This is a genomic window from Nocardia tenerifensis NBRC 101015, from assembly GCF_000308715.1.
GTDB lineage: Bacteria > Actinomycetota > Actinomycetes > Mycobacteriales > Mycobacteriaceae > Nocardia > Nocardia tenerifensis.
In genome coordinates, this window is sequence record NZ_BAGH01000418.1 from 31,356 (window position 1) to 53,679 (window position 22,324).

The 22,324-nt window shown below is 68.8% G+C and carries 20 protein-coding genes; 11 read left to right on the plus strand and 9 right to left on the minus strand.

The annotated features are described in order from the left end of the window. Entirely contained in the window at positions 1–681 is a 681-nt protein-coding gene (locus tag ON39_RS33030; RefSeq protein WP_040740058.1) for a TetR/AcrR family transcriptional regulator, read from the plus strand. Positions 682–697: 16 nt separating this feature from the next. Here the strand turns inward: ON39_RS33030 and ON39_RS33035 are convergent, their stop codons facing one another. Next, entirely contained in the window at positions 698–1,063 is a 366-nt protein-coding gene (locus ON39_RS33035) for a darcynin family protein (RefSeq protein WP_040740059.1), read from the minus strand. Between the two features lie 31 nt (positions 1,064–1,094). After that, entirely contained in the window at positions 1,095–1,988 is an 894-nt protein-coding gene (locus tag ON39_RS33040; RefSeq protein WP_040740060.1) for an NAD(P)H-binding protein, read from the minus strand. Positions 1,989–2,099: 111 nt separating this feature from the next. On the opposite strand from ON39_RS33040, the gene ON39_RS33045 reads away from it, so the two are divergent. Then, a complete protein-coding gene (locus tag ON39_RS33045; RefSeq protein ID WP_246002901.1) occupies positions 2,100–3,050 on the plus strand; it encodes a LysR family transcriptional regulator in 951 nt (316 codons plus the stop codon). 141 nt (positions 3,051–3,191) lie between these two features. Next, entirely contained in the window at positions 3,192–3,722 is a 531-nt protein-coding gene (locus tag ON39_RS33050) for a hypothetical protein (RefSeq protein ID WP_040740062.1), read from the plus strand. A gap of 54 nt (positions 3,723–3,776) precedes the next feature. On the opposite strand, the gene ON39_RS33055 is transcribed toward ON39_RS33050, so the two are convergent. Then, positions 3,777–4,187 carry a RidA family protein gene (locus ON39_RS33055; protein WP_040740063.1) on the minus strand — a complete coding sequence of 137 codons (411 nt, stop codon included), beginning with the start codon at positions 4,185–4,187 and terminating at the stop codon, positions 3,777–3,779. Positions 4,188–4,259: 72 nt separating this feature from the next. Between ON39_RS33055 and ON39_RS33060 the strand changes: the two genes are divergently transcribed. The 3 genes from ON39_RS33060 to ON39_RS33070 all read left to right on the plus strand — a co-directional run bounded on the left by ON39_RS33060 (position 4,260) and on the right by ON39_RS33070 (position 6,874). Beyond that, positions 4,260–4,643, plus strand: a complete 384-nt coding sequence (locus ON39_RS33060) for a winged helix-turn-helix transcriptional regulator (RefSeq protein WP_040740064.1) — start codon at positions 4,260–4,262, stop codon at positions 4,641–4,643. 23 nt (positions 4,644–4,666) lie between these two features. After that, the gene (locus ON39_RS33065) at positions 4,667–5,605 is read left to right on the plus strand and encodes an RNA polymerase sigma-70 factor (protein ID WP_040740065.1); all 939 of its coding nucleotides are present in this window, start codon (positions 4,667–4,669) and stop codon (positions 5,603–5,605) included. An 81-nt stretch (positions 5,606–5,686) separates the two neighbouring features. Beyond that, on the plus strand, positions 5,687–6,874 hold the full coding sequence (locus ON39_RS33070) for an NAD(P)/FAD-dependent oxidoreductase (RefSeq protein ID WP_040740066.1): 1,188 nt from the start codon (positions 5,687–5,689) through the stop codon (positions 6,872–6,874). Positions 6,875–6,881: 7 nt separating this feature from the next. On the opposite strand, the gene eccCb is transcribed toward ON39_RS33070, so the two are convergent. Together eccCb and ON39_RS33080 are read right to left on the minus strand one after the other, a co-directional pair. Beyond that, on the minus strand, positions 6,882–11,231 hold the full coding sequence (eccCb, locus tag ON39_RS33075) for a type VII secretion protein EccCb (protein ID WP_040740067.1): 4,350 nt from the start codon (positions 11,229–11,231) through the stop codon (positions 6,882–6,884). Continuing rightward, positions 11,224–11,592, minus strand: coding sequence for a hypothetical protein (locus tag ON39_RS33080; protein ID WP_040740068.1), 369 nt, complete (start codon positions 11,590–11,592; stop codon positions 11,224–11,226). Before ON39_RS33080 ends, eccCb begins: the two co-directional genes overlap by 8 nt. A 184-nt stretch (positions 11,593–11,776) precedes the next feature. On the opposite strand from ON39_RS33080, the gene ON39_RS33085 reads away from it, so the two are divergent. Further along, positions 11,777–12,625, plus strand: a complete 849-nt coding sequence (locus tag ON39_RS33085; RefSeq protein ID WP_040740070.1) for a hypothetical protein — start codon at positions 11,777–11,779, stop codon at positions 12,623–12,625. A gap of 19 nt (positions 12,626–12,644) precedes the next feature. On the opposite strand, the gene ON39_RS33090 is transcribed toward ON39_RS33085, so the two are convergent. The 4 genes from ON39_RS33090 to ON39_RS33105 are packed head-to-tail and all read right to left on the minus strand — an operon-like array spanning position 12,645 to position 17,473. Continuing rightward, the gene (locus ON39_RS33090) at positions 12,645–13,622 is read right to left on the minus strand and encodes an SCO2521 family protein (RefSeq protein WP_040740071.1); all 978 of its coding nucleotides are present in this window, start codon (positions 13,620–13,622) and stop codon (positions 12,645–12,647) included. Further along, positions 13,619–14,671: an SCO2522 family protein gene (locus ON39_RS33095; protein ID WP_040740072.1), complete on the minus strand. Its 1,053-nt coding sequence runs from the start codon at positions 14,669–14,671 to the stop codon at positions 13,619–13,621. The genes ON39_RS33090 and ON39_RS33095 overlap by 4 nt, the downstream gene beginning before the upstream one ends. Beyond that, on the minus strand, positions 14,668–15,594 hold the full coding sequence (locus ON39_RS33100; protein ID WP_083894831.1) for an SCO2523 family variant P-loop protein: 927 nt from the start codon (positions 15,592–15,594) through the stop codon (positions 14,668–14,670). Before ON39_RS33100 ends, ON39_RS33095 begins: the two co-directional genes overlap by 4 nt. A gap of 1 nt (position 15,595) precedes the next feature. Continuing rightward, entirely contained in the window at positions 15,596–17,473 is a 1,878-nt protein-coding gene (locus tag ON39_RS33105) for an SCO2524 family protein (RefSeq protein WP_040740073.1), read from the minus strand. Between the two features lie 638 nt (positions 17,474–18,111). On the opposite strand from ON39_RS33105, the gene ON39_RS33110 reads away from it, so the two are divergent. The 4 genes from ON39_RS33110 to ON39_RS33125 all read left to right on the plus strand — a co-directional run bounded on the left by ON39_RS33110 (position 18,112) and on the right by ON39_RS33125 (position 22,255). After that, complete coding sequence (locus ON39_RS33110; RefSeq protein ID WP_040740074.1) at positions 18,112–19,740, plus strand: cutinase family protein; 1,629 nt, start codon at positions 18,112–18,114, stop codon at positions 19,738–19,740. A gap of 410 nt (positions 19,741–20,150) precedes the next feature. Beyond that, the gene (locus ON39_RS33115) at positions 20,151–21,068 is read left to right on the plus strand and encodes a DMT family transporter (RefSeq protein ID WP_051187425.1); all 918 of its coding nucleotides are present in this window, start codon (positions 20,151–20,153) and stop codon (positions 21,066–21,068) included. Positions 21,069–21,147: 79 nt separating this feature from the next. Beyond that, positions 21,148–21,579 (plus strand): nuclear transport factor 2 family protein, encoded by a 432-nt coding sequence (locus tag ON39_RS33120; RefSeq protein WP_040740078.1) that lies wholly within the window; start codon positions 21,148–21,150, stop codon positions 21,577–21,579. A gap of 28 nt (positions 21,580–21,607) precedes the next feature. Next, on the plus strand, positions 21,608–22,255 hold the full coding sequence (locus ON39_RS33125) for a class I SAM-dependent DNA methyltransferase (RefSeq protein WP_040740079.1): 648 nt from the start codon (positions 21,608–21,610) through the stop codon (positions 22,253–22,255). Positions 22,256–22,324: the final 69 nt, after the last annotated feature.

A 22,324-nucleotide genomic window follows, 5' to 3' on the forward strand; every position in this document is an offset into this window, starting at 1 on the left:
ATGTTGGTGTGGGAGCGGCCGGAGCCGCCGGATCGGCCGGTGCCGGCCCCGCTGAATCGGGAGCAGATCGTTCGCGCGGCGATCCAGCTCGCCGACGCGGACGGCCTGGACGCGGTGTCGCTGCGCAAGGTCGCCGCGGCGCTGAATGTCGGGCCGATGCGGCTGTACGGCTACATCGACACCAAGGAGGAACTGCTCGATCTGATGGTCGACGCGGTCCACGCCGACATCCGGCCGACGGGCGACGGATGGCGAGAAGTGCTGCGCTCCCTGGCCGAGTCCACCCGGCGGGCCGCCCACCAGCACGAGTGGCTCGCCGACCTGATCGGCGGACGGCCCCAGCTCGGACCCAACACGCTGGCGAGCGGGGAATCCGTGCTGGCCGCTATGGACGGCGTCGACCTGGATATCGTCGTGCCCGCGGTCGACGCGGTGAACGCGTACGTGATCGGCGCGGTGCGCCGGGAGATCACCGAGCGGCGCGCCGAGCGGGCCTCCGGAATGGACAAGACGCAGTGGCAGGTCGCCTTCGGGCCCTATCTAGTGCGAACCTTCGCGACCGGCCTGTTCCCCGCGCTGGCAAAGATGGTGCACGACGGGCCCCACCTGGACGCCGACCAAACCTTTTGGACCGGACTGGATTTCGTGCTCGACGGGATCGAAGCCCGGATTGCACGCTGAGCGAGTTCGTCGGGCGTCAGGTGGTGATGGTGGCGACGGGATCGAGCCCGTAGGTGCGGGCGTAACCGTTCTCGGTGCCGACGAGAAGGTCGATGATCTCGAAATAGCGGTCCCAGAACGGGGTTTCGCGCAGTGCGTCGATGAGCAACTGGTAGGCGTGGTGGTCCCGCGCTTCCCATACCCAGACATCGGTGACGCGGGCGGAGTAGAACTCGGTGTCGTAGAAGCGCGACCGCACGCCGGTGGTCTTGGCCTCGATGGCGGGCAAGACCTGGGTGGTGAAGGCGTGCGCGCGTTCCTGGACGGTCAGCGCGAGCCACTCGGGCGTGGTCTTGACGAGGATGAACGCCGTGACCGGCGGTTCGGTGTGTTCAGCGGGCATCTGGGCGCCTCCGAAAAGTAGTGGGTGGATGTCAGAAACCGACTGCGGGCGCGAGGATTTCGGCGCACCACTGCTCGAAGGTGGTGGGAGAAGCGGTGTCCGGCGTGCGAGCGACGCCCGCGTCGAGACCCTGGTCCTTCGCCCGCTTCATGTCGACCACGCCCTGAGCGAATTCCTGGTTGAGCCCGTAGCCGAGCAGGGTGGTATGCAGCTCCTCGTACGGCTGGCGTTCGTAGCGGACGGGGCGGCCGAGCTGCTCGGTCATGATGCGCGCCAAGTCGTTGGGCGACAGGTCCTCCGGACCGAGGACGGGAACGCTGTCATTGCCGCTCCACGAGCGGTCCAGCAGCAGACCGGCGGCGACGGCCGCGATGTCGGCGACGGCGACCAGCGGGGCCTTGCGGTCGGGGTCGACGACGTCGACGAAGACGCCGTTCTCGCGAATCGAGTCGGTCTCCTCCAGGAAGTTCTCGAAGAAGGACGGGTTGGCCAGGGCACGGTAGGCGACGCCGGTGCCCGCGATGAGATCGTCCATGGCGAGGGTGGCGGTGACCAGCCCGGCACGCTCGGCCACCGGGGTGCCGCGGCCGAGCGCGGAGACGGCGACGACATGGCCGACGCCGTGTGCGGCAAGGGCTTTGACGGCGGGAGCGGCGAATCCGCTGTAGCCGTCCGCCGGGGTGCGGGAGCTGTCCGGCGGAACGAGCCAGAAGACGGCGTCCGCGCCCGCGAAGGCTCGGTCGAGGACCTCGGCGTCGGCGTGTGATCCGGTGATCACCTCGACGCGCCCGCGCGCCGCGGCCGGAAGCCCCCCGGGATCACGCACGATCACCCGCAGTTCCTCTCCCGCGGCGGGCGCGGACTCCAGGAGCCGAGAGAGCAGGGGACGGCCGATGTTCCCGGTAGGGGCGGTAATGACGATCATGCAAACCTCGCAGGTGATGTGGATCGGTACACCCGCAATCCTGTGGCGCGCCAAGCGTTGCCACAATGGGAATTTCGGCACGGAATTATTGACTGAAACGGAATGATGCTGGTGAGCCGCTCGAATCCGATCCTCGACGCCAACCTCGCCATCGCGCTGGACGCCCTACTGGCCGAACAGAGCGTCACCCGCGCGGCCGCCCGGCTGCACACCTCGCCCGCCGCCATGAGCCGCACCCTCGCCCGCCTGCGCCGCATCCTTCAGGACCCGCTCCTCGTCCGGGCCGGACAGGCCATGGTGCCCACACCACGGGCGCAAGCCCTGCGCGAGGAAGCCGCGGCGGTGGTGCGCAGCCTCGCGGCGCTGCTCAGCCCCGGCACCGGCGTCGACCCCGCCGGACTGAGCGGCACCTTCACCCTTCAGACCGCCGATCTGGTCGGGGCGGCGCTGGCGCCCCGGCTGCTGCGCCTCGCGGAGCAGGAGGCGCCGGGGGTCTCGTTCCGGCTCAGAGCCGAAGAGCTGGAGGCCGGGTCCGCCCTCCGTGACGGCCGGGTCGATCTGGAGATCGGATCTATCGATCACGTCGACCCCGAAACCGAGGTCGAAGAACTGGTCACGCTGCGCATGGTGGCGGCCGTCCGGGCCGGCCACCCGCTCACCGAAGGCCCCTTGACGGCGGACCGGCTCGCCGCCGCACACCATGTCGCGGTCAGCCGGCGCGGACGGTTCACCGGACCGCTCGACACCGCGCTGGCCGAGCAGAACCTGCACCGCCGCGTCGGCATTGTCCTCCCCAGCCACCTCGCGGCCATGACCCTCGCCGCTCGCAGCGACATCGTCTGCCTCGTCCCCGCCGCCCTTCCCGGCGCCGACCCCTCCCCCCTCACCGACGACGCGAACGCCCTCGGCCTGCGCCTCCTCGACATCCCCCTGCCACTGCCGCCCCTCACCATCAGCATGGCCTGGCACCCCCGCCACACCGCCGACGGAGCCCACCACTGGCTCCGCACCGCCATCCGCCGCACCCTCCGCCCCGGCCAGGAACCCGACGCGGGCCCATAGGCGTTGTGCCGGAGCCGAATTCGCCAAAGCACCGGTGGCGGGACCTGACGCTCCCCGGCTGGCGCTGAGTCGGCGGTGGCTCCGGATTCCGCGAGACGGCTACAGTCGGTGGGTGGCCAGCGGTGGGGGCAAGGAGTCGGTGTGGGGCACTCCCAGAAGTTGATCGGCCCGATGTCGCTGGTGTGGACGGTGGGCGTCGCGGTCGCGGCGGTGGCGTTCATGGCGGGCGTGCTGAACGTGGGGGCCGCGATAGCGCGCTGGACCGGTTCGCAAGTCGCCATGGCGCTGTTTCTGCCGATAAGCGTACTGCTGGGCGTGGGCGCGTGGATGCTCGTCCTGGCCGCCGCATGGCGGCTGCGTCGAAAGTTTTTGCGCCGGAACGGGTCCGAGGTGACCGCGGTGGTGGTCGAGTCGGATCTGCGGCGCAAGTACGGTCGAAGCCTGCTCAACTTCGATGTGTGGCGGGTGACGGTGGAGGCCGAGTTTCCACATCCGGACTCGGGTGCGCAGGCCCGGGTCCGCAAGCAGTACTTCTATCCGCAATACCGTGAACTCGAAGCACGGGCGTTGACTGAGCGTCTCAGTGTTGGCTCCTCGATCGCCGTTGTCGTGCAGGGCAATTCGGCTTTGCTCGATGTTCCCAAACGACCGATCTGGGCCGACATCTGGTGACCATGCGCCTGAATCGGTTGGGGGCGTTCGGTTGAACGCCCTCTGGTCGATCACTCAGTCCAGGACCGCATATGCCTCTACTTCGACGAGCACGTCGGGTTCGAAGAGGTAGTCGACGCCGATGGCGGAGACGGGTGGGAGGGGTTGGGGTAGGGCGAGTTCTTCTGCTACCTCTTCGATTCCGGCCAGGAAGGCAGGGTACTTGTCGGGGGTCCAGTGGGTGACGAAGAAGCGGAGGCGGACTACGTCGGCGAAAGTGGCTCCGGCGCCGGATAATCCGCGGGCAGTGTTGCGAAGCGCTTGGGCCAGTTGGCCGGTGAGGTCGCCGGGGGCGACGGGGTTGCCGTCGGCGTCGCGGGCGATCTGGCCTGCCACGTGCACCTGGCGCGTGCCGGTGCCGATCGAGACGTGGTGGTACGGAACGGGGGTGAACATGCCCTCGGGGGTGAGCAGCTGCACGGCCATGAAATGTCCCTTCTGCGTAGGTATCCGATGTCTACCTGGTGTCCCAAGGGAACTTCAACGAGACTAGGTGTCATGCAGGAAACCGCCGCGTCGTACTCGGACAGCCCGCAACTCACCGAACAGCACCGTGAACTGCTCGATCAGGTGCTCGACAAGTGGTCGCTGCAGGTGCTCGACGCGCTGTGCGGGTGCCCGCTGCGCTTCAACGAACTTCGTCGGGCGATCCCGGTGGTGACGCAGAAGTCGCTCACGGCCGCGCTGCGGCGGCTGGAGCGCAACGGAATGGTCGAGCGCGTGGTCACGAACACGCGACCGGTCGCCGTCGAGTACCGCATCACCCCGCTCGGCAAGACGTTGCAGGACCTCATCGACGCACTCCTGCGCTGGTCGACGCTCACCCTGCCCGAGGTCGAGCGCGCCCGCGAGCGCTTCGACGACCAGGCTGTCGCCGATTAATCGCGATAGTCGAGCATGGAGCGATGAGTACGCGCGAGGCCGATCTGTTCGAGAGCTACCGGGGCCGGCTGGAGGCGATCGCCTACCGGCTGCTCGGGTCGGCCGGCGACGCGGAGGACATCGTGCAGGAGACGTTCCTGCGCTGGCACGCGGCGGACCGGTCGCTGATCGAGACGCCGGAGGCGTGGCTGACGAAGGTGCTCACCAATCTCTGCCTCAATCAGCTCACCTCGGCCCGGATGCGGCGGGAATCGTATGTGGGCCAATGGCTGCCGGAGCCGGTCCTGGCCGGTGACCGGATGCTCGGCCCGGCCGACACCGCCGAACAGCGCGAGTCGGTCTCGCTCGCGATGCTCACGCTGATGGAGCGGCTCTCGCCCAACGAGCGCGTGGTGTACGTGCTGCGCGAGGCGTTCGGGTACGCGCACCGCGAGATCGCGGACATTCTCGACCTCACCGAGGCGAACTGTCAGCAGCTCTACCGGCGGGCCAAGCAGCATGTGAGCACCGATCGGTCCCGCGTCGAGGTCGACGCGGCGACGGCGCGCAGGGTGGTCGAGGAGTTTCTCGCCGCGGCGCTCAGCGGCGACACCGAGCCGCTGGTACGGCTGCTCACCGACGGCGCGGTGAGCGTCGCGGACGGCGGCGGACGGTTGCCCGCGCGCAAGATCCCGGTCGTCGGCGCGTTCGACATCGCGCGGTACCTGCGCCATGTGTTCCAGCCGACCCCCGCCAAGCGCGCCTTCGTCGGCGACGACGCCGTCTTCTACGCGGTCGTCGCCAACGGCGCTCCCGCGCTGCTCGTCGAGGTGGGTGGGCGGGTCTACGGCGTCATCGGCCTCGAGCCGGGGCCCGACGGCGTCGCGGCGATTCATATCCAGGTCAACCCCGACAAGCTGGCGCACATCACCCGCCAGTGGTCGGCCACCGGGCCGCACGAGCCACTTGATCGGAAGTGGTGAGCCACATCACAACCGGGACCTGTCAGGGTTCGCGCCGCTGTCCTGTTCAGGAGGTGAGTGCAACCCAGATAGGAGCTCGTCATGAAGCATCGCATTGTCGTCCTCGGAGCCGGGTACGCCGGAGGCATCACCGCGGGCCGCCTCGCCAAGCGGCTGCACCGCGACGACGTCGAGATCACCCTGGTGAACGCCGACCCCGAGTTCGTCGAGCGGGTGCGGATGCACCAGCTCGCGAGCGGGCAGGAGCTGCCGGCGCGCCCGCTGCGAGAGATGTTCGCGCGCACCGGCGTACGGGTCGTGGTGGCGCGGGTCGCCGAGGTCGACGTCGACGGCAAGACGGTCGATCTCGTCGACGAGGACGGCGCCGAGACGCTCGGCTACGACACCCTCGTCTACGCCCTGGGCAGCACGATCGCCGACTACGGCGTCCCCGGTGTCCGCGAGTACGCCAGCCATGTCGCGAGCAAGCAGGCCGCGCTGCGGCTGCGCGCGCGACTGAACGAGTTGACCACCGGTGCGACCGTCCTGGTCGTCGGCGGCGGCCTCACCGGTATCGAGGCGGCCACCGAGATCGCCGAGGCCCGGCCGAATCTCGCGGTCGCCATCGCCGCGCGCGGCGGGGTCGGCGACTGGCTGCACGAGAAGGCGCAGCGGCACCTGCGTCGCTCCTTCGACCGGCTCGGCATCACGGTGCACGAGAATGTCGACGTCATGCGCGTCGAGGAGAACGGTGTGAGCACCGGCGCGGGCGAGCTGATCGCGGCCGACCTGACGGTCTGGACGGCGGGTTTCACCGTGCACCCGATCGCGGCCGCCACCACGCTGACGGTGTCGGACACCGGCCGGATCGTCGTCGACGCCACCATGCGCTCGGTCTCGCACCCCGATGTCTACGCCGTCGGCGACGCCGGCTTCGCGATCGGCGTCGGCGGCGAACCGCTGCGGATGGGCTGCGCCACCGCGAGCCCGATGGCGTGGCTGGCCGCCGACGCCTTGGCCGCGCGGCTGACCGGACGCGAGGTTCCCGACGCCCCCATCGGTTATGCGACGCAATGCATCAGCCTCGGCCGCCGCGACGCCATCGTCCAGAAGGTGACCCCCGCCGATCAGCCGACATCCACCGTCTTGACGGGCCGATTCGCCGCCCGCGTCAAGAATCTCATCTGCGCGGGCGCGGCCTGGAGCGTCGCCCACCCGACCATGCTGATGCCGAGCCGCCGCCGTCACCTCGCGACAACCGACGCGGCCTCGACCCCGGCCGAGGTCTAGGACGGCCTCATCGAGGCGGCGGCAGAGAGGCCACCTGGATGAGTTGCGGGTCTTGGGACCGCGTGACCAGGGTGCCACGCCCCGGCGGGAGCGGGGTGGCGCGCAGGTCGGCGGTGAAGGGCTTGCCCTCTTCGGCCGGGGCGCTCATGAGCAGGGCGGCGGCGGACACCTCGCGCAGCCTGCCCAGCAGGGTGCCGTGCAGCGCCCTGGCCAGGCCGGTCGACCGGCGCGCGACGACCAGGTGCAGGCCGAGATCGGCTGCGGCGGGCAGGAATTCGAGCAGCGGCTCGAGCGGGTCGGCGCCGTCGGTCACGATCAGATCGTGGTCGTCGACGACGACGTAGCACTCCGGGCCGGACCACCAGCCGCGCTCACGCAGCTGGTTCGGGCCGACCTCGGGGCCGGGCACGCGGGCGGCGAGCGTGCGGCACAGCGCGTCGATCGCGTCCGGCACCGCCGCCGCCGAGGCGCAGTAGGCGGTCAATCGGCGCGGGTCCACCGCGTCGAGCAGGGTGCGCCGGTAGTCGATCAGCAGGATCTCGGCCTGCTCGCGAGTCGAGTTCTCGGCGATGCCGAGCAGGATGTTGTGCAGCAGCGTGGTTTTGCCGCAGCCCTGATCGGCGAAGGCCATGAGGTGCGGTTGCGCGTCGAAATCCAGGACCAGCGGCGACAATTCGTTCTCGCCGAGGCCGACGGCCAGATGCGTCGCGTCCTGCGCGACACCGGCGTGCAGGGCCGCGCGCAGCACCTGGGCGCGCGGAATCTCCAGCGGCAGCAGGCGAACCTCCGGCGCCCGCCGGGTCCCATAGATCGTGCGCAGCCGCCGGGCGGCCTCGGCGACCCCAGTGGACAGCTGCTTCGGATCGGTGTCGGAGTCCAGCCGGGGCAGCGCGATGAGCAGATGCAATTTGTCCGGGGAGAGCCCGCGCCCGGGACGATCCGGCGGCACGGTACCGGCGGCCTGACGATCCAGCTGGGAGTCGGCGGGGTCGCCGAGCCGCAGCTCGATCAGGGTGCCCGCCACGTCGGGCAGCGCGAGCCGGGTCCTGGTCCACGGCGGCAGCGTGACCACGACATGGACACCGAGGCGTGGCCCCTGCGTCGCGATCGTGATGATCGTCTGCTCGAGCGCCGGATAGTCCTGTTGCACAACGTCGAATCCGTCGACGAGCAGAAATACATCACCGTAGGCGTCCGCCGAGATCGGTTCGGCCGCTCGCTTTTCCGGCGGCAACTCCGCCACTCGTGCCTTGCGCGAACGGAACTCACGCATCGACACGAGCCCGAGTTCGTGGAACCGCTGCTCCCTGCGGCCGACGAGGGCGGCCACCTCGGCTACGGTGCGGCGCACCCGATCCGAGTCGCGCCGCCCGGCGACGGACCCGACATGCGGGAACTCGGCCAGCCCGGCCAGCGCGCCGCCCATGTCCAGGCAGTAGAACTGCACCTGCTCCGGCGTGTGCGTGGCCGCGGCGGCCACCACCAGCGTCCGCAGCGCGGTCGACTTCCCCGACCGCGGGCCGCCGACGATCGCCAGGTGCCCCGTGCTGTCCGACAGGTCGGCGAACAGCACGTCGCGGTAGTGCCCGCGCGGTACGTCGACGACGCCGATCGGCAGCCGCAGCAACCCGGCCTGCTCCGTCACCGACGGCGTATCCCGCTGGCGCAGCAGCATTCCCACGGTCGGTGAGTCGCCGAGCGGATCGGTCCACACCACATGCGCGGCGGAGCCGTGGCCGCCGAGAGCCACCGCGAGCGACTCCGACACCGGACGATCGACCGGTCCCGCGCCGCCGGAGATCGACGGGCCGGGCCCGGAGGCGTACGCGGTCCGGAAACGCGTCACGGCTCCGGTGCCGATGCGCAGATATCCGTACCCGGGTATCCGGGGCAGGTGATAGGCGTCGGTGGTGCCCAGCACAAGCCGGGACTCGGCGGCCGAAAAGGTGCGCAGCGCAATGCGATACGAGAGATAGGTGTCCAGCGCGCGCAGCCGCCATTCGTCGGGCCGCTGCGTGCCGAGCAGCAGGTGCATGCCGAGCGACCGGCCGAGCCGCCCGATCCGGACCAGCACGTCGACGAATGTCGAAGTCCCCGAGAGCAACTCGACGAACTCCTCGATCACGATCACCAGCGCGGGCAGCGGCGGCAGCGGCGCGCCGCCGGCCCGTGCCTGCTCGTACTCGCCGATCGTGGTGTACGGGCCGCTGTCCTCGAGATGCCTGCGCCGCCGGTCGATCTCGCCGTCGAGCACGTCCTGCAGGCGTTCGCGCAGATAGAGATCCTGCTCCACGTCGCGGACATGCCCGGCGAGGTGCCGCAGGCTGGCTAACGGCTGGAACGTCGCACCGTTCTTGAAGTCGACGAGCAGGAAGTTCACCCGCTCCGGGCCGTGATGCAGCGCCAGTCCGAGCACGATGGTGCGCAGCAGCTCCGATTTTCCCGAGCCGGTCGCGCCGACCACCAGTCCGTGCGGGCCCATGCCGCCCTCGGCCCCCTGTTTGAGATCGAGCAGCACCGGGTCGCCCGGGCGCGTCGCACCGATGGGTATTCGCAACGCGTCCCGCGGCGCGCGCTCACCCCACCAGTGGTCGATATCGAGCGCGGAGATGTCGCCGAGGCCGTGCAGCGCGGCGAAACTCGCCTCGACCTCCGGCCCCGCCGAGCCGGCGCCTGCCCCCTCGGTCGTGTGCCGCGCTCGCACCCGGGCGACCAGGTCGGCCGCGCCGTCGGTCATGTCGTCCACCATCCGGGGGTCCGCGGGCGGCTCGCGAATGTCGGGCACCGCGATGCGGAACGGCTGCTGCTGGTGCAGCGCCCACCCCGGCCCCTCCGGCAGGCGCACGGCAAGCTCCGGATCGATGTGCGAATCGCGAGGCTGGTGCATGCGCAGCTCGATCTGCACGGCCAGCAGCCGCACCATCCAGTCCGGCACCTCGCTCCAATCCCGGACGGTGGCGACCACGTGCACGGCATACTCCGGCCCGGTGTCGGCTATGCGGCGCACCGTCTCCTGGATTCTCGGCAGCAGCTCGGCGAAGTCCTCCCAGCGGTCGAGGACCAGGAACAGATCCGGCACCGGGCTCTCGGGCAGCGTGGCCCGAACCGCCCGCAGGCTGGTCGGCGAGTCGATGTTGTGCTTGCGGTACAACCGCTTTCGGCGGCCGATCTCCTCCATCATGCGCTGCAGCAGCTCGGCGACCTGCTCGGGCTCGTCGTCGCAGACGACGTCCGCGACGTGCGGCAGTTCGCGCATCGAGCCGAGACGATTGCTGGACTCGAGCACGTGCACGCGCGCCTCGTCGGGCGAGTGGGTCAGCGCGAGCGAGGCCACCACCGTGCGCAGCAGGGTGCTCTTGCCGGAACCGGCGCGCCCCACGACGAGCAGGCCGTTGTCCGGCCCGGCGAACTCGAGCTGCACGATGTCGCCCGCGGTGCCGTCCGGCCTGCGCTGCCTGCCGATCGGCACCGCCAATCTGCCGGTGCCCCACCAGTTCTCCGCGCGCAGGCCCGAATCGTCGACCTGCTCCAGCCGGCCGAGCAGGCTGCCGAGCAGCACACGATCGCCGCCGTCGCCTGCGCCCGCCGTGCGGCGGCGCGTGCGCGCGATGTAGACCTCGTCCTTCAGAAAACCGTAGTGGTTCGGGGTCTGCCGGTCGGTGCGGCGACGCACCTCGTCGTAGACGTGGGTCCACAGATCGTGGGTGCTGATCTGCCCGGTGCCGCTGCCGGCCAGCCCATTGCTGGTGATGCCGTTGACGATCGCCGAGGTGAACATCGACAGCGGCACGGAATCGTCCGCGGCGGAACGCACTCCGTCCTCGGCGATCTGCACGCCGGTGCAGGCGGTCATCACGCAGATCCCGTCGCCGGTGCCGAGGAACTGCCCGACGCCGTCGTCCTGGCCGTCGACCGCCTTGATCACGTCGTTGCCGAAGAACGCGCCGCTGTAGCAGCAATCGAGCAGGATGATCTTGGCCGTGGCGCTCGACTCGTGGATCAGTTCCTTGATGAACGCCGAGGACACCGCGGAGCTGCTCGGCAGATTCGGGTCGGTGTTGCAGGCGGCGAGATACAGGTTGCGGCTGGTCCGGAAGCCGTGGCCGGAGTAGTAGAACAGCACGAGATCCTCCGGCCCGGCGCCGCGGAACAGCCGCTCGATGCCGCGCTCGATCTCCGTCTTCGACTCGTTGACCAGGATCTCGGCCGGTTGGAAGGCGCCGATGCTGGGGTCGTGCAACAGGTTTCGCAGCTCACGGGCGTCCGAGACGGGTGCGTAGAGCTGGGCGATCGACGGCGAGTGGAAGGTGTCGTTGGCGACGAACAGCGCGATCCGGCGGCCCCGGGGGCTAGTCATCGGCTAAGAGACCCCGCAACTGGTCGACGAGGTCGTCGACCTGCCCGTCCGTCGGCCGCACGATGGTGACGCGGCGGTCGCCGTTGCGCACCGTCACCGACTCGGCGCGGCCGCGCGCCAGGAACCGCAGGACGATATCGCGGATCGCCCAGGCGGTGGTGCCGAGCGCGCCCCCGGACACCAGCAACTGGCCGACCTCGATCGCGGTACCGGATTTGGTGCCGGGACTACCGGCCGTCGTCGCCGTGCCGACGCGCACGCCGGAGATCTCCCGTAGCTCGTCGGCGAGTTCGTCGGTCAGCCGATCGAGTCGCCGTGTGTCTCCCGGACCGACCGTGACGATGAACAACAAGTCGGCCATGGCTTTGCCTCCCCGCTTCGCCCGCCGCCTGTGCGGCGCAACGCCATTCTAGCCAGCGGCGCACCCGCGAAGAGGGCAAACGATCGGCAGTCTCGCGGCTCGCGCAGAACGCCGGCTCAGGTGTCGTATCGCGTTATCGTGACTTTGCGCCGAGAACCGACGTAGATCGCGGGGGCAGTACATCGTGGATGAGCAACAACAAGAGTCGCCGTTCGCCCGCTCGATGTTCACCCGGGTCGACCGCAGCGCCAGGGCGTACGCCGACGAGGAGCTGCACAGGTTCCTGGCCCAGAAGTGGGATGTGCGCCGGCGCGAAGGCGAACAGGCGCTGTTGGATTCGTTCACCAAGCACGTCGAGGCGATCGTCGCCAAGTACGACCCGCCGGGCATTCGCCGGCGCAGCGACAGCCTGCTGTTCGCGCGCGGCTACGCGCGCCTGGATCAGACGGCCGGACCGAGCGGGCAGGTCTCGCCGGAGGTGCTGGTCGCGCTGTTCGCCGCCGAGGTCGAGTACCGGGGTCCGCTGCGGTTGAGCCGCACGCAGAGCCGGCGGCTCGCCGAGGTCTACGAACTGATCGGCACCGCGTTGGCGCCGGTGTTGCCCAGCCATGCGGCGCTGGCGTTCCAGCGCGCGTGGAGCCTGTTCCGCCAGGACGGGGACACCGACGCGGAGGACCGCTGCGGCCTGAGCCTGGCCAGGGCGCGGCGGCGGGCCCAGCCGATCCGGTGGCGCAGGGGCGTCGGCTACTTCTCGGATCTGGTGTGCGGCTATGGGTATCGCCCGTATCGGATGCTGCTGTGGATAGTGCTGCAGGTCGGCTTGTCGATCGTGATCGTGCGCTGGCTGTCCACCGCCTCCACGGTGACGGTGGTCTACGACTGCGCCATGAACTACCTCAACCCCCTCAGCTCCTCGGATACCGCGGGGCTGCAGGGGGCCGCTCAGCTGGTCTTCGTTGTGCAGGCGTACGCGGGGGTGCTGTCGACGTCGGTGTTCTTCGCGCTGCTCGTGCGGCGCTGGTTCCGGCTCTGAATCGCACCCGTCGCGGGCCTCACCAGTCGTGGCTGATTATTTTGGAATGCCGCAGCGCCTTGAGGGTTTCAGTGGTCACCCGGTCGCGCAGCTGGCCGACGCGGGCGGTCCACTGCCGGGTGAACCCGGGGTCGGACTCGAGTTCCGCCCACAGCCGCCGCAGTCCGGGCGAGGCGTGCGCGCCCGGCATCCACAGCGGCACAAGCTGATCGAGCATCGGCACGAGTTGGTCGAGCAGCATGTCGGTCTCGTGGTCGGAGGCCCCGCCGCGGTCGGCCATCTGACTGATGGTGGTCAGCAGCCAATCGTGGGCCGCCAAATCCTCGCAGAAGCGTTGCGCGGCGGCCATATCCGGCTCCGCCATGGTGAGCCGCACCGAGCGCACCCGCTTACCGACGAGCCGAAAGGCGAAGCGCGGCAGCTCATTCGCGTCCGGGTCCACCTCGACGGCCCAGCGTAGCCGAGTTGTCCCGGCCCGGAAGGGCATTCGCTGATCGAGCCGGGGATCGACACGGATGAAGGTCGACATCCGCTGGCTGATCGAGGTCAGGTCCAGCTGGTCCTCTTCGTGCGCGCGCAGATGCCCGTCGGCCAGCCGACCGGCGGGGGCGTCGCCGAGCTTGCTCACCGCCTCCACCGTGCCCGGCATGCTCAGATAATGCGACCACGGCTGCCGCGCGGCCTCCTGTGCCCGCGTCACCCGAGTCTGCGAGGAACCCTGCAGGATTCGGCCGCCGACCACGACCGCGCGCGAGGCGATCGTGCCGATGACGTGAACGTGCTTGCCCGACAACGGAATCAGATCGCAGTCGACGCCCTCGACCCGGTTCGGCGAGATCGCCAGCGGGATAGGCCTTTCCCGGGACGAGACGGTACTGCCCGGCTGCACCGCGCTCAGCAGCTCGCTGCTCGCGGGCAGATCGAGCACGTTGCGCGAGGGCAGAAGGCACGTGTGGATCTCCCCGAGCACGGCCAGCGGCGAATCGGGCCCGGTCACGACGGCGTCGGCAAGATCGCGTGCTCGGCGGCGGGCAGGCGCTTGACGACCTCGTCGACGAACACATGGGACAGGCGCTGGCCGACCTCCCGCGGAATCACGATCCGCTCGTCGGCGCCGCGCTTGATGGTCTTGTCCAAGACCTCCTGATCGATGACGATGTGGTCCAGGATCGTCCGGACCGCGTGCTCGATGTTCAAGTAACTCTGCGGCAGAATCGACAGCGCCTGATACGCCGCGAACGGCGCGGCCTTCGGATTCAGCTGCACCACCGACGGCATCTCCCACCAGCTCTTCGGCCAGCTCGCGGCGCGCGGCACCGGCTCGACCACCGCCCGGCCCTCGTAGCGGACCATGCCCAGGCGCAGCAGCTGCCAGATCGAGGCCAGGAAGGGGCAGGACCAGCGGGTGTTCTCCTCGCCGTCCTTGCCGATCTGCTTGTTCCACAGCTCGACGTCGAGGAAGATCGAGTGTTCGCGGCTGCCGAGCTCTTTCGGATGGCGATACTCCGGCACCTGCATCGCCTGATCCGAGTCGTGCTCGGAGGAGCGCCGCCCGTTGCACAGCCAGCCGGACTCGACGTCGGGTGGGCGTCGTCCGGTGGTGGGCTGCACCGGCTCGGCCACGAGCCAGGACGCGACCATCTCGGCCAGCTTGATCTGCTGCCCGGTCAGGTGGCCGTCGACGTACAGCGGCGTCTCCCAGCAGCCCGCCTCGCGCGCGAGATAGTCGATGCGCAGCTCGCAGTCGTTCGCGATGTCGAGCACCTTCGTGAGGATCTCGGTCGGGTCGGTGTTCGGGCCGAAGTAGTCATCGATCAGGAAACAGGTACTCACCCGCGCGGATTCACCGAAGTCCGCCTTCGCGGCCTCGGTGTACAGGTCGACCAGCTTTGCCACCCGCTTGAAGTGTGCGCGGATCGTAGCGTCATCCCCATTCGTCAGGTTCTTCATATAGAAGTGCCCCGTTTCGATGGAAAGATGCGCCAACTCCACGCCGGCGACCTGGACCTGCTCGGTCGCCTCGCTGTACACGGTGGCATCGTTCATGACCAGAAGAGCCCGTCCTTGTCTATGAGTCCCTCGGCCAATTCCTCGAACGCGTCGACGGTTTCCTTATTGGCGATCTTGGCGTCGACGTCGGCGTCCAGAATGACCTGTTCCCGCCACTGCAGCACCGGCTCGACCGGCGTGGTGCCCAGCGTGACGCTCAGGCCGATCTGATTGGCCTGAGCGAGCTGTTCCAAAGCCTCGTTCTGCTTGCGCAACCACGCCCACTGCGGCCCGCGGTCCTTGTCGCCGGCCCCCTCGTCGGTCGACGGCACGGCGGTGCGCACGTAGCGCACAGATTCAAGCAGACGCCCCGCTTCGTGGCCAAATTTCGCGCCGGTCACCAGAATTCCGTTCGGGCCGTGCACCAAACCGTTGGCCGCCAGGATATGTTGCCGGGTCCAGCGGTGGAATACGAGCCACCGCGCCGTCGACTCGCGCAGTGGCTCGGCGGCGGTGGCGCGCAGCACGATCTCCAGCGCCGCCGAGCGGCCCGCGCTGAGATCGACGAAGGTGACGTCGTAGTCCTGTTTGCAGATGGTGAGCAGGTCGATGCACTGCTTCACCACCTTGTCGGTCGGCGCGAACTCACCGCCGCCGCGGTCGCCGGGGAACAGGGTCAGCTGATAGGGGTGCCGAAGGGCGTGCAGGTCTTTGCGATTGGTCTCCGACCGGATATCGCGCCCGGTGGGCATTTTGTCCTTGCCCGTCAGGTACCGGTGCAGCCCTTGATTATCGGTGACGCCGCGGTCCATCTTATCGATCTCGAACAGCGCGCCCGAGGTCGGCGACCCGAAATCGAAGTCGAGATAGGCGACGTTGTACCCCTGGACGCTGAGCCGGTAGGCAATGTTACAGCTGGTCACGGACCGGCCGGTGCCGCCTTTGTCCGACGTCGAGAAAACGAGGATGCGCTCGCTCAACTCATTCACCCCTCATCGCATCGAGACTGGCGACTTCGAGACCATCCAGCTCGCGCAGGGCATCGACGCACAAGCTGAATGCCGTGCCGGGACGCTCATCGATCAATTTGCTCGCTCGCAGCAGATTCTTCTCGACGCTCTCCAGGGCCCGGCGATTAGGCGTGTTGTCCCTTTCACTGAGCTCGAGAAATCTCTGATTGAGCAGATGGTCGGCTTCATCGAGCAATTCCAGCGCGCGCGTCAGCGACGTCGGGGAACGGAACGGCGGATTCAGATAGGTCGACTCCGCCACGACCAGGCACTCGATGATGCGTTCGGTGAAATACCAAGAGGGCGGTGCGGTCTCGTCCCGCGTGGTGCGCGTGTACTCCCCACTCGACGAACGCTCGAAGGCGCGCGCCGCGTCGTCCCACAGGCCTTTGGCCGGACCGCTCGGAAAGGCGCGCTGCTCCAGGTGGTCCATCGTCGCCTGCGCCAGTGCCAGCAGCCGCCTGCGGGTGGACAGCGTGCGCGACAGCTGCGCCGCCTGCAGGATGCGCTTGAGCAACATCGGCGCGTAGTCCGACACCGACCAGTACAGCAGCGGACCCTGGTCGATCGTCTCGATGCCGTGCAGTGTCAGCAGCACGCCGGGGACGTGCAGCCCGAGCGCCGGGTCGTCCTCGGTCAGCCTGCGGGTGATGCGGCCGCGGCGAGCCAGTTCGTCGAAGATCAGGGTGGCCCTGGTGAGGTCGTCGTCGTCGGCTTCGCGGGCGATGAGGTCCTGGATCAGCAGGCCCGAGACACAGAGACTGAAGTAGTCCGACTCCTCGCCGTCGGAGGTGCGCCAGGGGATGTCCTCCAGCGGCCAGTCGCCGTCGCCGTATCGGGCCATCGCCGACCAGTACCGTTGCGCCAGATCCCAGCGCAGCTGCAGCGCGTCGGCGAGGCGGCGCTGCTCGGCGTCGAGCAGGTCGAGTTCGCGGGTGCGCGGCTGGGTGAGGTCGTTGATGCCGTCGAGCGCGGTGATGGTGAAGTACAGGTAGGGGCGCGCGATCGCGAAACCCTCCGATTTGGCGATCGGCACGTCGATGAAGTCGATGATCTCGGCGTCCTTGACCACGCCCCAGCTCCAGCCGCACTCGAACATCAGGCCTTCGCTCTCCAGGTCGGCCTGCGGCGTCTTGTTCAGCGTGACGTCTCGGCGCAGCCTGCCGCGGACCCGTTCGAGCCGCCGCGCCACGCCGCTGACCACCGCGTCGGGTTCGGCGCCGGTCTGGTTGAACATGCTGAGCATCGCCTCGCCGGTCTCGCTGTCGGGGTCGACCGACTGGACCACGAAGCTGCGCACCAGACCGACCATGGCCGCGGTGAGCCGCTTGTTGAGGCGCGCCTCGACGGGCTTGATCAACTGCTCCAACCGCTGCTGCTCACCGGAGCCGCCGGTCGACTCCCGCAGTGCGCGAAGGAATTGCAGGCCGGCCAGGCAGACGGTGAGCGACATGGAGTACGCGTCGACCACGTCGACGGAGCGCTGCCGGTCGGTGGCGCCCGCGGCGTCGGTGGCGCGCAGATAGCTACCCGCCGCGAAGACCGGCTGCTCGTCGTGTTCGTAGCGCAGCAGGTAATCATCGAGCACCTCGACGATCTTCATGCCGATGCGTCGCTCGCGGCCCAGCGGTTTCAAGATCGTGCGGACGTCGTCGGCGATCCGGTCGGGGTTGTGCAGTGCGAAACTGCCGATCTGGGTGGCCGGATAGAGCAGACACAGCAGTTGCTCGGCGTCGCTGATGGAGTTCGAGCCGTCGCGCCCGCCCCAGATCCAGGCGTTGTCTTGGTAGCAGGCCGCCAGCAATGAACTCCAGACATTCAGAATCTGGCGCCGTGGCTGGATTCTCATTGATCGCAGCCTTTCTGTCGTCTCAGCGGGGTGTGCATCAGAACGGGGCGCTCGGCAGGGAAAGCCGACCGCCCAGTTTTCTTATCCGGTTAGTCTCCACGCGGACAACGTCGTTCGCGGTCACGTACTGACCAGGCCATACCCATTGCCTGCCCCAGAAGCGTATCGCGGTACTCGAATCATTTATCGAGGTCGGCGAATTTGACCGGTGTTCGACGTCGACGCCGGCGCGCCGCCACTCCGGTTCCCCGGTCGGGTGGCGTCCGTCTGCCGTCCAGTGTTCCACGTCGGCGGTGAATCCGCCTGTCGGCGTGGAGGTTCCGGGGCACTGTCGCCCGGCGACGGACCGGTCCCCCCGGGGTCGACGAGGTGCTCGCCTCCCCACCTACCTCCAGGAATGCTCCAAAACGGAATGCGCACATTGCATTAAGACTGAATTCGCCCGGCGAGTGGATTGTCGATGCCCCTATTACTGGGGGCAAGTGGTCGTTCCCGCAGCGTTACAGGGTTGTGCTCGAGCGCACACGCGGGCACCACCGCGTAACGCGCCTCTCCCCTTTTTCGACGTCTCTGGTGACGCACGGCCTCGGGGGGCCTGCCCGTCCAACATGCCGGTAATTGGAATGGGGAATCAGGACATGGACTTTCGCGGGTTCTTCGCCCGACATCGTATCGCCTCGGCGGTCGCCGCGCCCGCCGTGCTCGGCGTCGCGGCGATCGTGGCCACCACGTTCGCACTGACGTCGTCACCGCAGACCAGAGATACGCAGCTCACGTCGTCGGTGACCGAGTGCCACGACATGGTGAGCATCTCGGTGGCCGGGCGCAACGACACGCCACGGCAGGGCACGACGAAACTGCTGGTGGACGCGAACGGCAACGAGTTGCCCGCCGCGCTCTCGGGCGACCACAGCAGCGAATGGGTCGACCCGGTGGTGAATCCGGCCGCCGGCGCCGTCGAGCCCGGCTCGTATGCCGCCGTCTACATCGCCTACCCGGCGAACATGGCCACCTACGAGGACGCCGTCAACGCGGGCGCCGCCAACACCGAGCAGGTGATGCGGGAAATCGCGCGGGCGTGCCCGAACACCAAGTTCTCCATCGTCGGCTACAGCGAGGGCGCCGATGTGGTGCGCCGGGTCGCGATGAAGGTCGGGCATCAGGAAGCCGGCAAAGACGGCGAGTACGGAATCGTGGACCCGGCCAACGTCGTCGGCGTCGTCATCCTCGCCGACGCGGGCCGCTCGGCCGGCGACGGGCCGTTCCCCGGAGCCAAGGATCCGAACCACCCCGACGGCTTCGACCAGAAATACCAGGACGGCAAGAATCCGACGCCGGGCCGGGGCGCGCTGCCGGGTACCAGCGGTGACTTCGGCGCGCTGAACGGCAAGATCGCCTCGTTCTGCTCCGACGGCGACCTGACCTGCTCCGCGCCCGAGAACATCTCGCTGCTGCAGCTGGTGGTCAACGTGGGGCGGCAGCTCAATGTCGACGCCCTCGAACGCGACGGGCTCAACCCGGCGACCGGTCAGGACGTCGCCGTCGTGCTCGGCCGCATCGCGCTCGCCGCGTTCGCCGACATCCAGTCGCAGCCGAACTGGCTCAAGAGCGACGAGACGTTTCTGCAAGTGCTGCTGAAGGTTTCGGACCCGGCTTACAAGCCCGGCCAGGCGCCCAAGGAGCCGGTGAAGGCGGACGCGATCGCGGCCGACACCATGTCGCCGCTGGCGTACCTGCCGCAGAAGATCCTGAACGAGATCATCGGTCTCATCGTGACCAACCAGAACACCATTCCGGTCGTGATGAGCGATCCGTACAAGCTCACCCTCGGCCCGGACCACACCGGTCACCACTTCGACTACTGGCACGACGCCGACCCGGCCAAGGGCAGGCCGATGACCTCCGCCGAGTACGCCGCCGCCTGGATCACCCACCTGGCCAAGCAGGCCCAGGAGGGCAAGAAGGTCGACACCAGCGCCAAGCCCACCGAGGCCGATCTCGCCGCCGCGTACAAGGCGGCCGCCGCGACCTCGACCGCCGCGCCGACCACCACCGCGACGCCGACCACCACCAGTGCCGCCCCCACCACGAGCAGCACCACCACCCCGGCGACCACCACCCCGGCGGCGCCGACCACGACCTCCACCCAGCCCACCACCACCCAGGCTCCGACCTCAATCTCCCCGACCGAAACCACGCAGCCGACCACGACAACCCCCACCACCACAACACAATCCACCACCCCAAGCCCCACGCCCACCCGCTGACCGACCCGAAGACCCTGCCCGCCGCACCCAGCGACGGGCAGGGTTTTTCATTGCCCGCGCACGATCGGCAGCGGATGTCCGAAATCGTTGTACAACATCACAATTCGCGTAAGCCGCGTGCGGATAAACGGAGCGAAGCGACGTCTGGCCGGGTAGCCGCGTTCGGACTGGCCTGCACCTGGCATGACGATCAGGGTGCCGCCGATCGCCCGCGCCCGCTGGTCGAAACCCGGTGAGCGGTAGGCGGTGCCCCGAGTATTGGGGGCAAGTGGCCTGGTCGGGGCCCGGAAAAGTGGATCTGTCGGATCATCGGATCTCCTGTATAAGCTCCCGTTCTGATCGAAAGCGAGTGAGCGTATGCCGGATGTTCAGACCTACCCCAGTGTTCGATGCCATCGGGCGGTCGCGCGATGACGCGGCGCGGATGGGCGCTGTTTCTCGCGATGGGCGTCATCTGGGGCGTGCCCTACGCGATGATCCGGATCGCGGTGGTCGACTTCGACCCGGTGGTGGTCGCGTTCGCGAGGACGTCGGTCGGCGCGCTGGTGCTGTTGCCGATCGCGTTGTACACCAACGCTTTAGGCCCGGTGTTCCGCCGGTGGCGGCCGCTGCTGCTGTACACGGTGATGGAGATCATCGGGCCGTGGCTGTTCATCGGGTTCGCGGAGACCACGCTGAACAGTTCGACGGTCGGACTGCTGATCGCCGCGGTTCCGCTGATCGCGGTGGTCATCGTGACCAAGCTCGGTCACGAGGGCTTCGACCGGCGCCGCGTCACCGGCCTGATGATCGGGTTCGCCGGCGTCGCGGCCCTGGTCGGTCTGGACATCGACCTGTCCAACCCCGCGGCCATCGGCGCGATCGCGCTGACCACCATCGGCTACGCGATCGGCCCGATCGTGATCAACCGGGCGCTCACTGACCTGCCGCCGCTCGGCGTGGTGACCGCGTCGCTGATCATCGCCGCGGTGGTGTACGCGCCGTTCGCGGCGTTGCGCAGGCCGGCAAGCTACCCGGCCGACGCCACGCTGTCGGTCCTCGGTCTCGCGCTGATCTGCACCGCGGCGGCGTTCCTGCTGTTCTTCGCGCTCATCTCCGAGGTCGGCCCCGCCCGGGCGACGGTGATCACCTACATCAATCCCGCGGTCGCCATCGTGCTCGGCGTCGCGGCGCTCGGCGAGCCGCTCACCGCGGGCATGGCGATCGGCTTCCCGCTGGTGATCCTCGGCTCGATCCTCGGCACCGCCCGCAGTCGCGAGACGCCCGAGGACGCGCTGTGCACCACGCCCGCGGCGCCCGAGGCGGCGGCCCAATTACCCGAGAGGTAATCGACGGCGGCGCGGGCCGTGGCCAGAATGAGGACCGCGCCGCCTCGACCGGAGGCGGCGCGGAACGGAAGGATCGGCCTTGTCCGCTACCACATCCACATCCACCCGAGCCGTGGTAACCGAGCTGTTGCGCAGGATCGGTTCGGGCGACGCCGACGCGATCGCCGAGCTGTACGCCGACGAGGTGGATTGGCGACTGGACTGGCCGGACGCCGAGCACGGCCGCGCCGCGACGCCATGGATCCGGCACCGCTCGACCGGCGCGGAGGCGGCCGATCATTTCCGGGCGATAGCCGAACACCATGTGCCCGAACAGGTGGCGACGCAGATCGAGCGCGTGCTGGTCGACGGCGAGGACGCGGTGGTGCTCGGCGAGATCCGGCAGACCGCGCGCGCCACCGGACGCGCCTACCGTGCGAGATTCGCGCTGCACCTCACGATCCAGGACGGCCGGGTCACCCGTCACCACGTCTACGAGGACAGCCTGGCCGTCGCGCAGGCCTTCGCCTGACCTCTCGCGCGCTGTGGATGATGTTGGGATGAACGAACTCTCGAACGCCCCCGCCGACGTGGCCGTCACCCGCGCCGCCTACAACGACGTCGCCGAGCTCTATACCGAGATCGCCAAGAACAACCTCGCCGAGAACCCCCATGACCGCGCCATGCTCGCCCTGTTCGCGGAACTGGTGGGCGCCGGCACGCCCGTGGCCGACATCGGTTGCGGCCCGGGGCGACTCACCGCGCATCTGCACTCGCTCGGCCTGTCCGCCTTCGGCATAGACCTGTCGCCGGAGATGATCGCCATCGCCCGTCGGCAGTATCCGGGGCTGTCCTTCGAGGTGGGCACGATGGAGCGGCTGGCGCTGGCCGATGCGGGCCTGCGCGGATTGATCGCGTGGTATTCGCTGATCCATCTCCCGCCGGACCGCATGCCGGAGGTGTCGGCGGAGTTGTATCGGGTATTAGAGGTGGGAGGGCACGCGCTACTGGCCTTTTTCGCTACCGACGCACCCGGCGCGGTGGAGGCGTTCGAGCACAGGGTGACTCGCGCCTACCGATGGTCGCCGGAGCGGCTTGCCGCAGTGTTGCGGGACGTCGGCTTCACGGTGCGCACGCGGATGATCCGGGAGCCCGATCCCGGCGAGCGATTCCAGCAGGCGTACCTACTGGTGTCGAAGGTGGGCTGAAGGCTGGGCAATGATCGCTGAATTAGGTAAATTGTTGCCAGCCGCGCAGGATTCATGGCTGCGCGCGGG

Excerpts from the sequence above, each read along its gene's own strand:
- ON39_RS33030 (WP_040740058.1), top strand. The coding sequence starts at position 1 with ATGTTGGTGTGGGAGCGGCCGGAGCCGCCGGATCGGCCGGTGCCGGCC.
- ON39_RS33035 (WP_040740059.1), bottom strand. The coding sequence starts at position 1,063 with ATGCCCGCTGAACACACCGAACCGCCGGTCACGGCGTTCATCCTCGTC.
- ON39_RS33040 (WP_040740060.1), bottom strand. The coding sequence starts at position 1,988 with ATGATCGTCATTACCGCCCCTACCGGGAACATCGGCCGTCCCCTGCTC.
- ON39_RS33055 (WP_040740063.1), bottom strand. The coding sequence starts at position 4,187 with ATGGCCGTGCAGCTGCTCACCCCCGAGGGCATGTTCACCCCCGTTCCG.
- ON39_RS33060 (WP_040740064.1), top strand. The coding sequence starts at position 4,260 with ATGCAGGAAACCGCCGCGTCGTACTCGGACAGCCCGCAACTCACCGAA.
- ON39_RS33065 (WP_040740065.1), top strand. The coding sequence starts at position 4,667 with ATGAGTACGCGCGAGGCCGATCTGTTCGAGAGCTACCGGGGCCGGCTG.
- ON39_RS33070 (WP_040740066.1), top strand. The coding sequence starts at position 5,687 with ATGAAGCATCGCATTGTCGTCCTCGGAGCCGGGTACGCCGGAGGCATC.
- eccCb (WP_040740067.1), bottom strand. The coding sequence starts at position 11,231 with ATGACTAGCCCCCGGGGCCGCCGGATCGCGCTGTTCGTCGCCAACGAC.
- ON39_RS33080 (WP_040740068.1), bottom strand. The coding sequence starts at position 11,592 with ATGGCCGACTTGTTGTTCATCGTCACGGTCGGTCCGGGAGACACACGG.
- ON39_RS33095 (WP_040740072.1), bottom strand. The coding sequence starts at position 14,671 with ATGAACGATGCCACCGTGTACAGCGAGGCGACCGAGCAGGTCCAGGTC.
- ON39_RS33105 (WP_040740073.1), bottom strand. The coding sequence starts at position 17,473 with ATGAGAATCCAGCCACGGCGCCAGATTCTGAATGTCTGGAGTTCATTG.
- ON39_RS33110 (WP_040740074.1), top strand. The coding sequence starts at position 18,112 with ATGGACTTTCGCGGGTTCTTCGCCCGACATCGTATCGCCTCGGCGGTC.
- ON39_RS33115 (WP_051187425.1), top strand. The coding sequence starts at position 20,151 with ATGACGCGGCGCGGATGGGCGCTGTTTCTCGCGATGGGCGTCATCTGG.
- ON39_RS33125 (WP_040740079.1), top strand. The coding sequence starts at position 21,608 with ATGAACGAACTCTCGAACGCCCCCGCCGACGTGGCCGTCACCCGCGCC.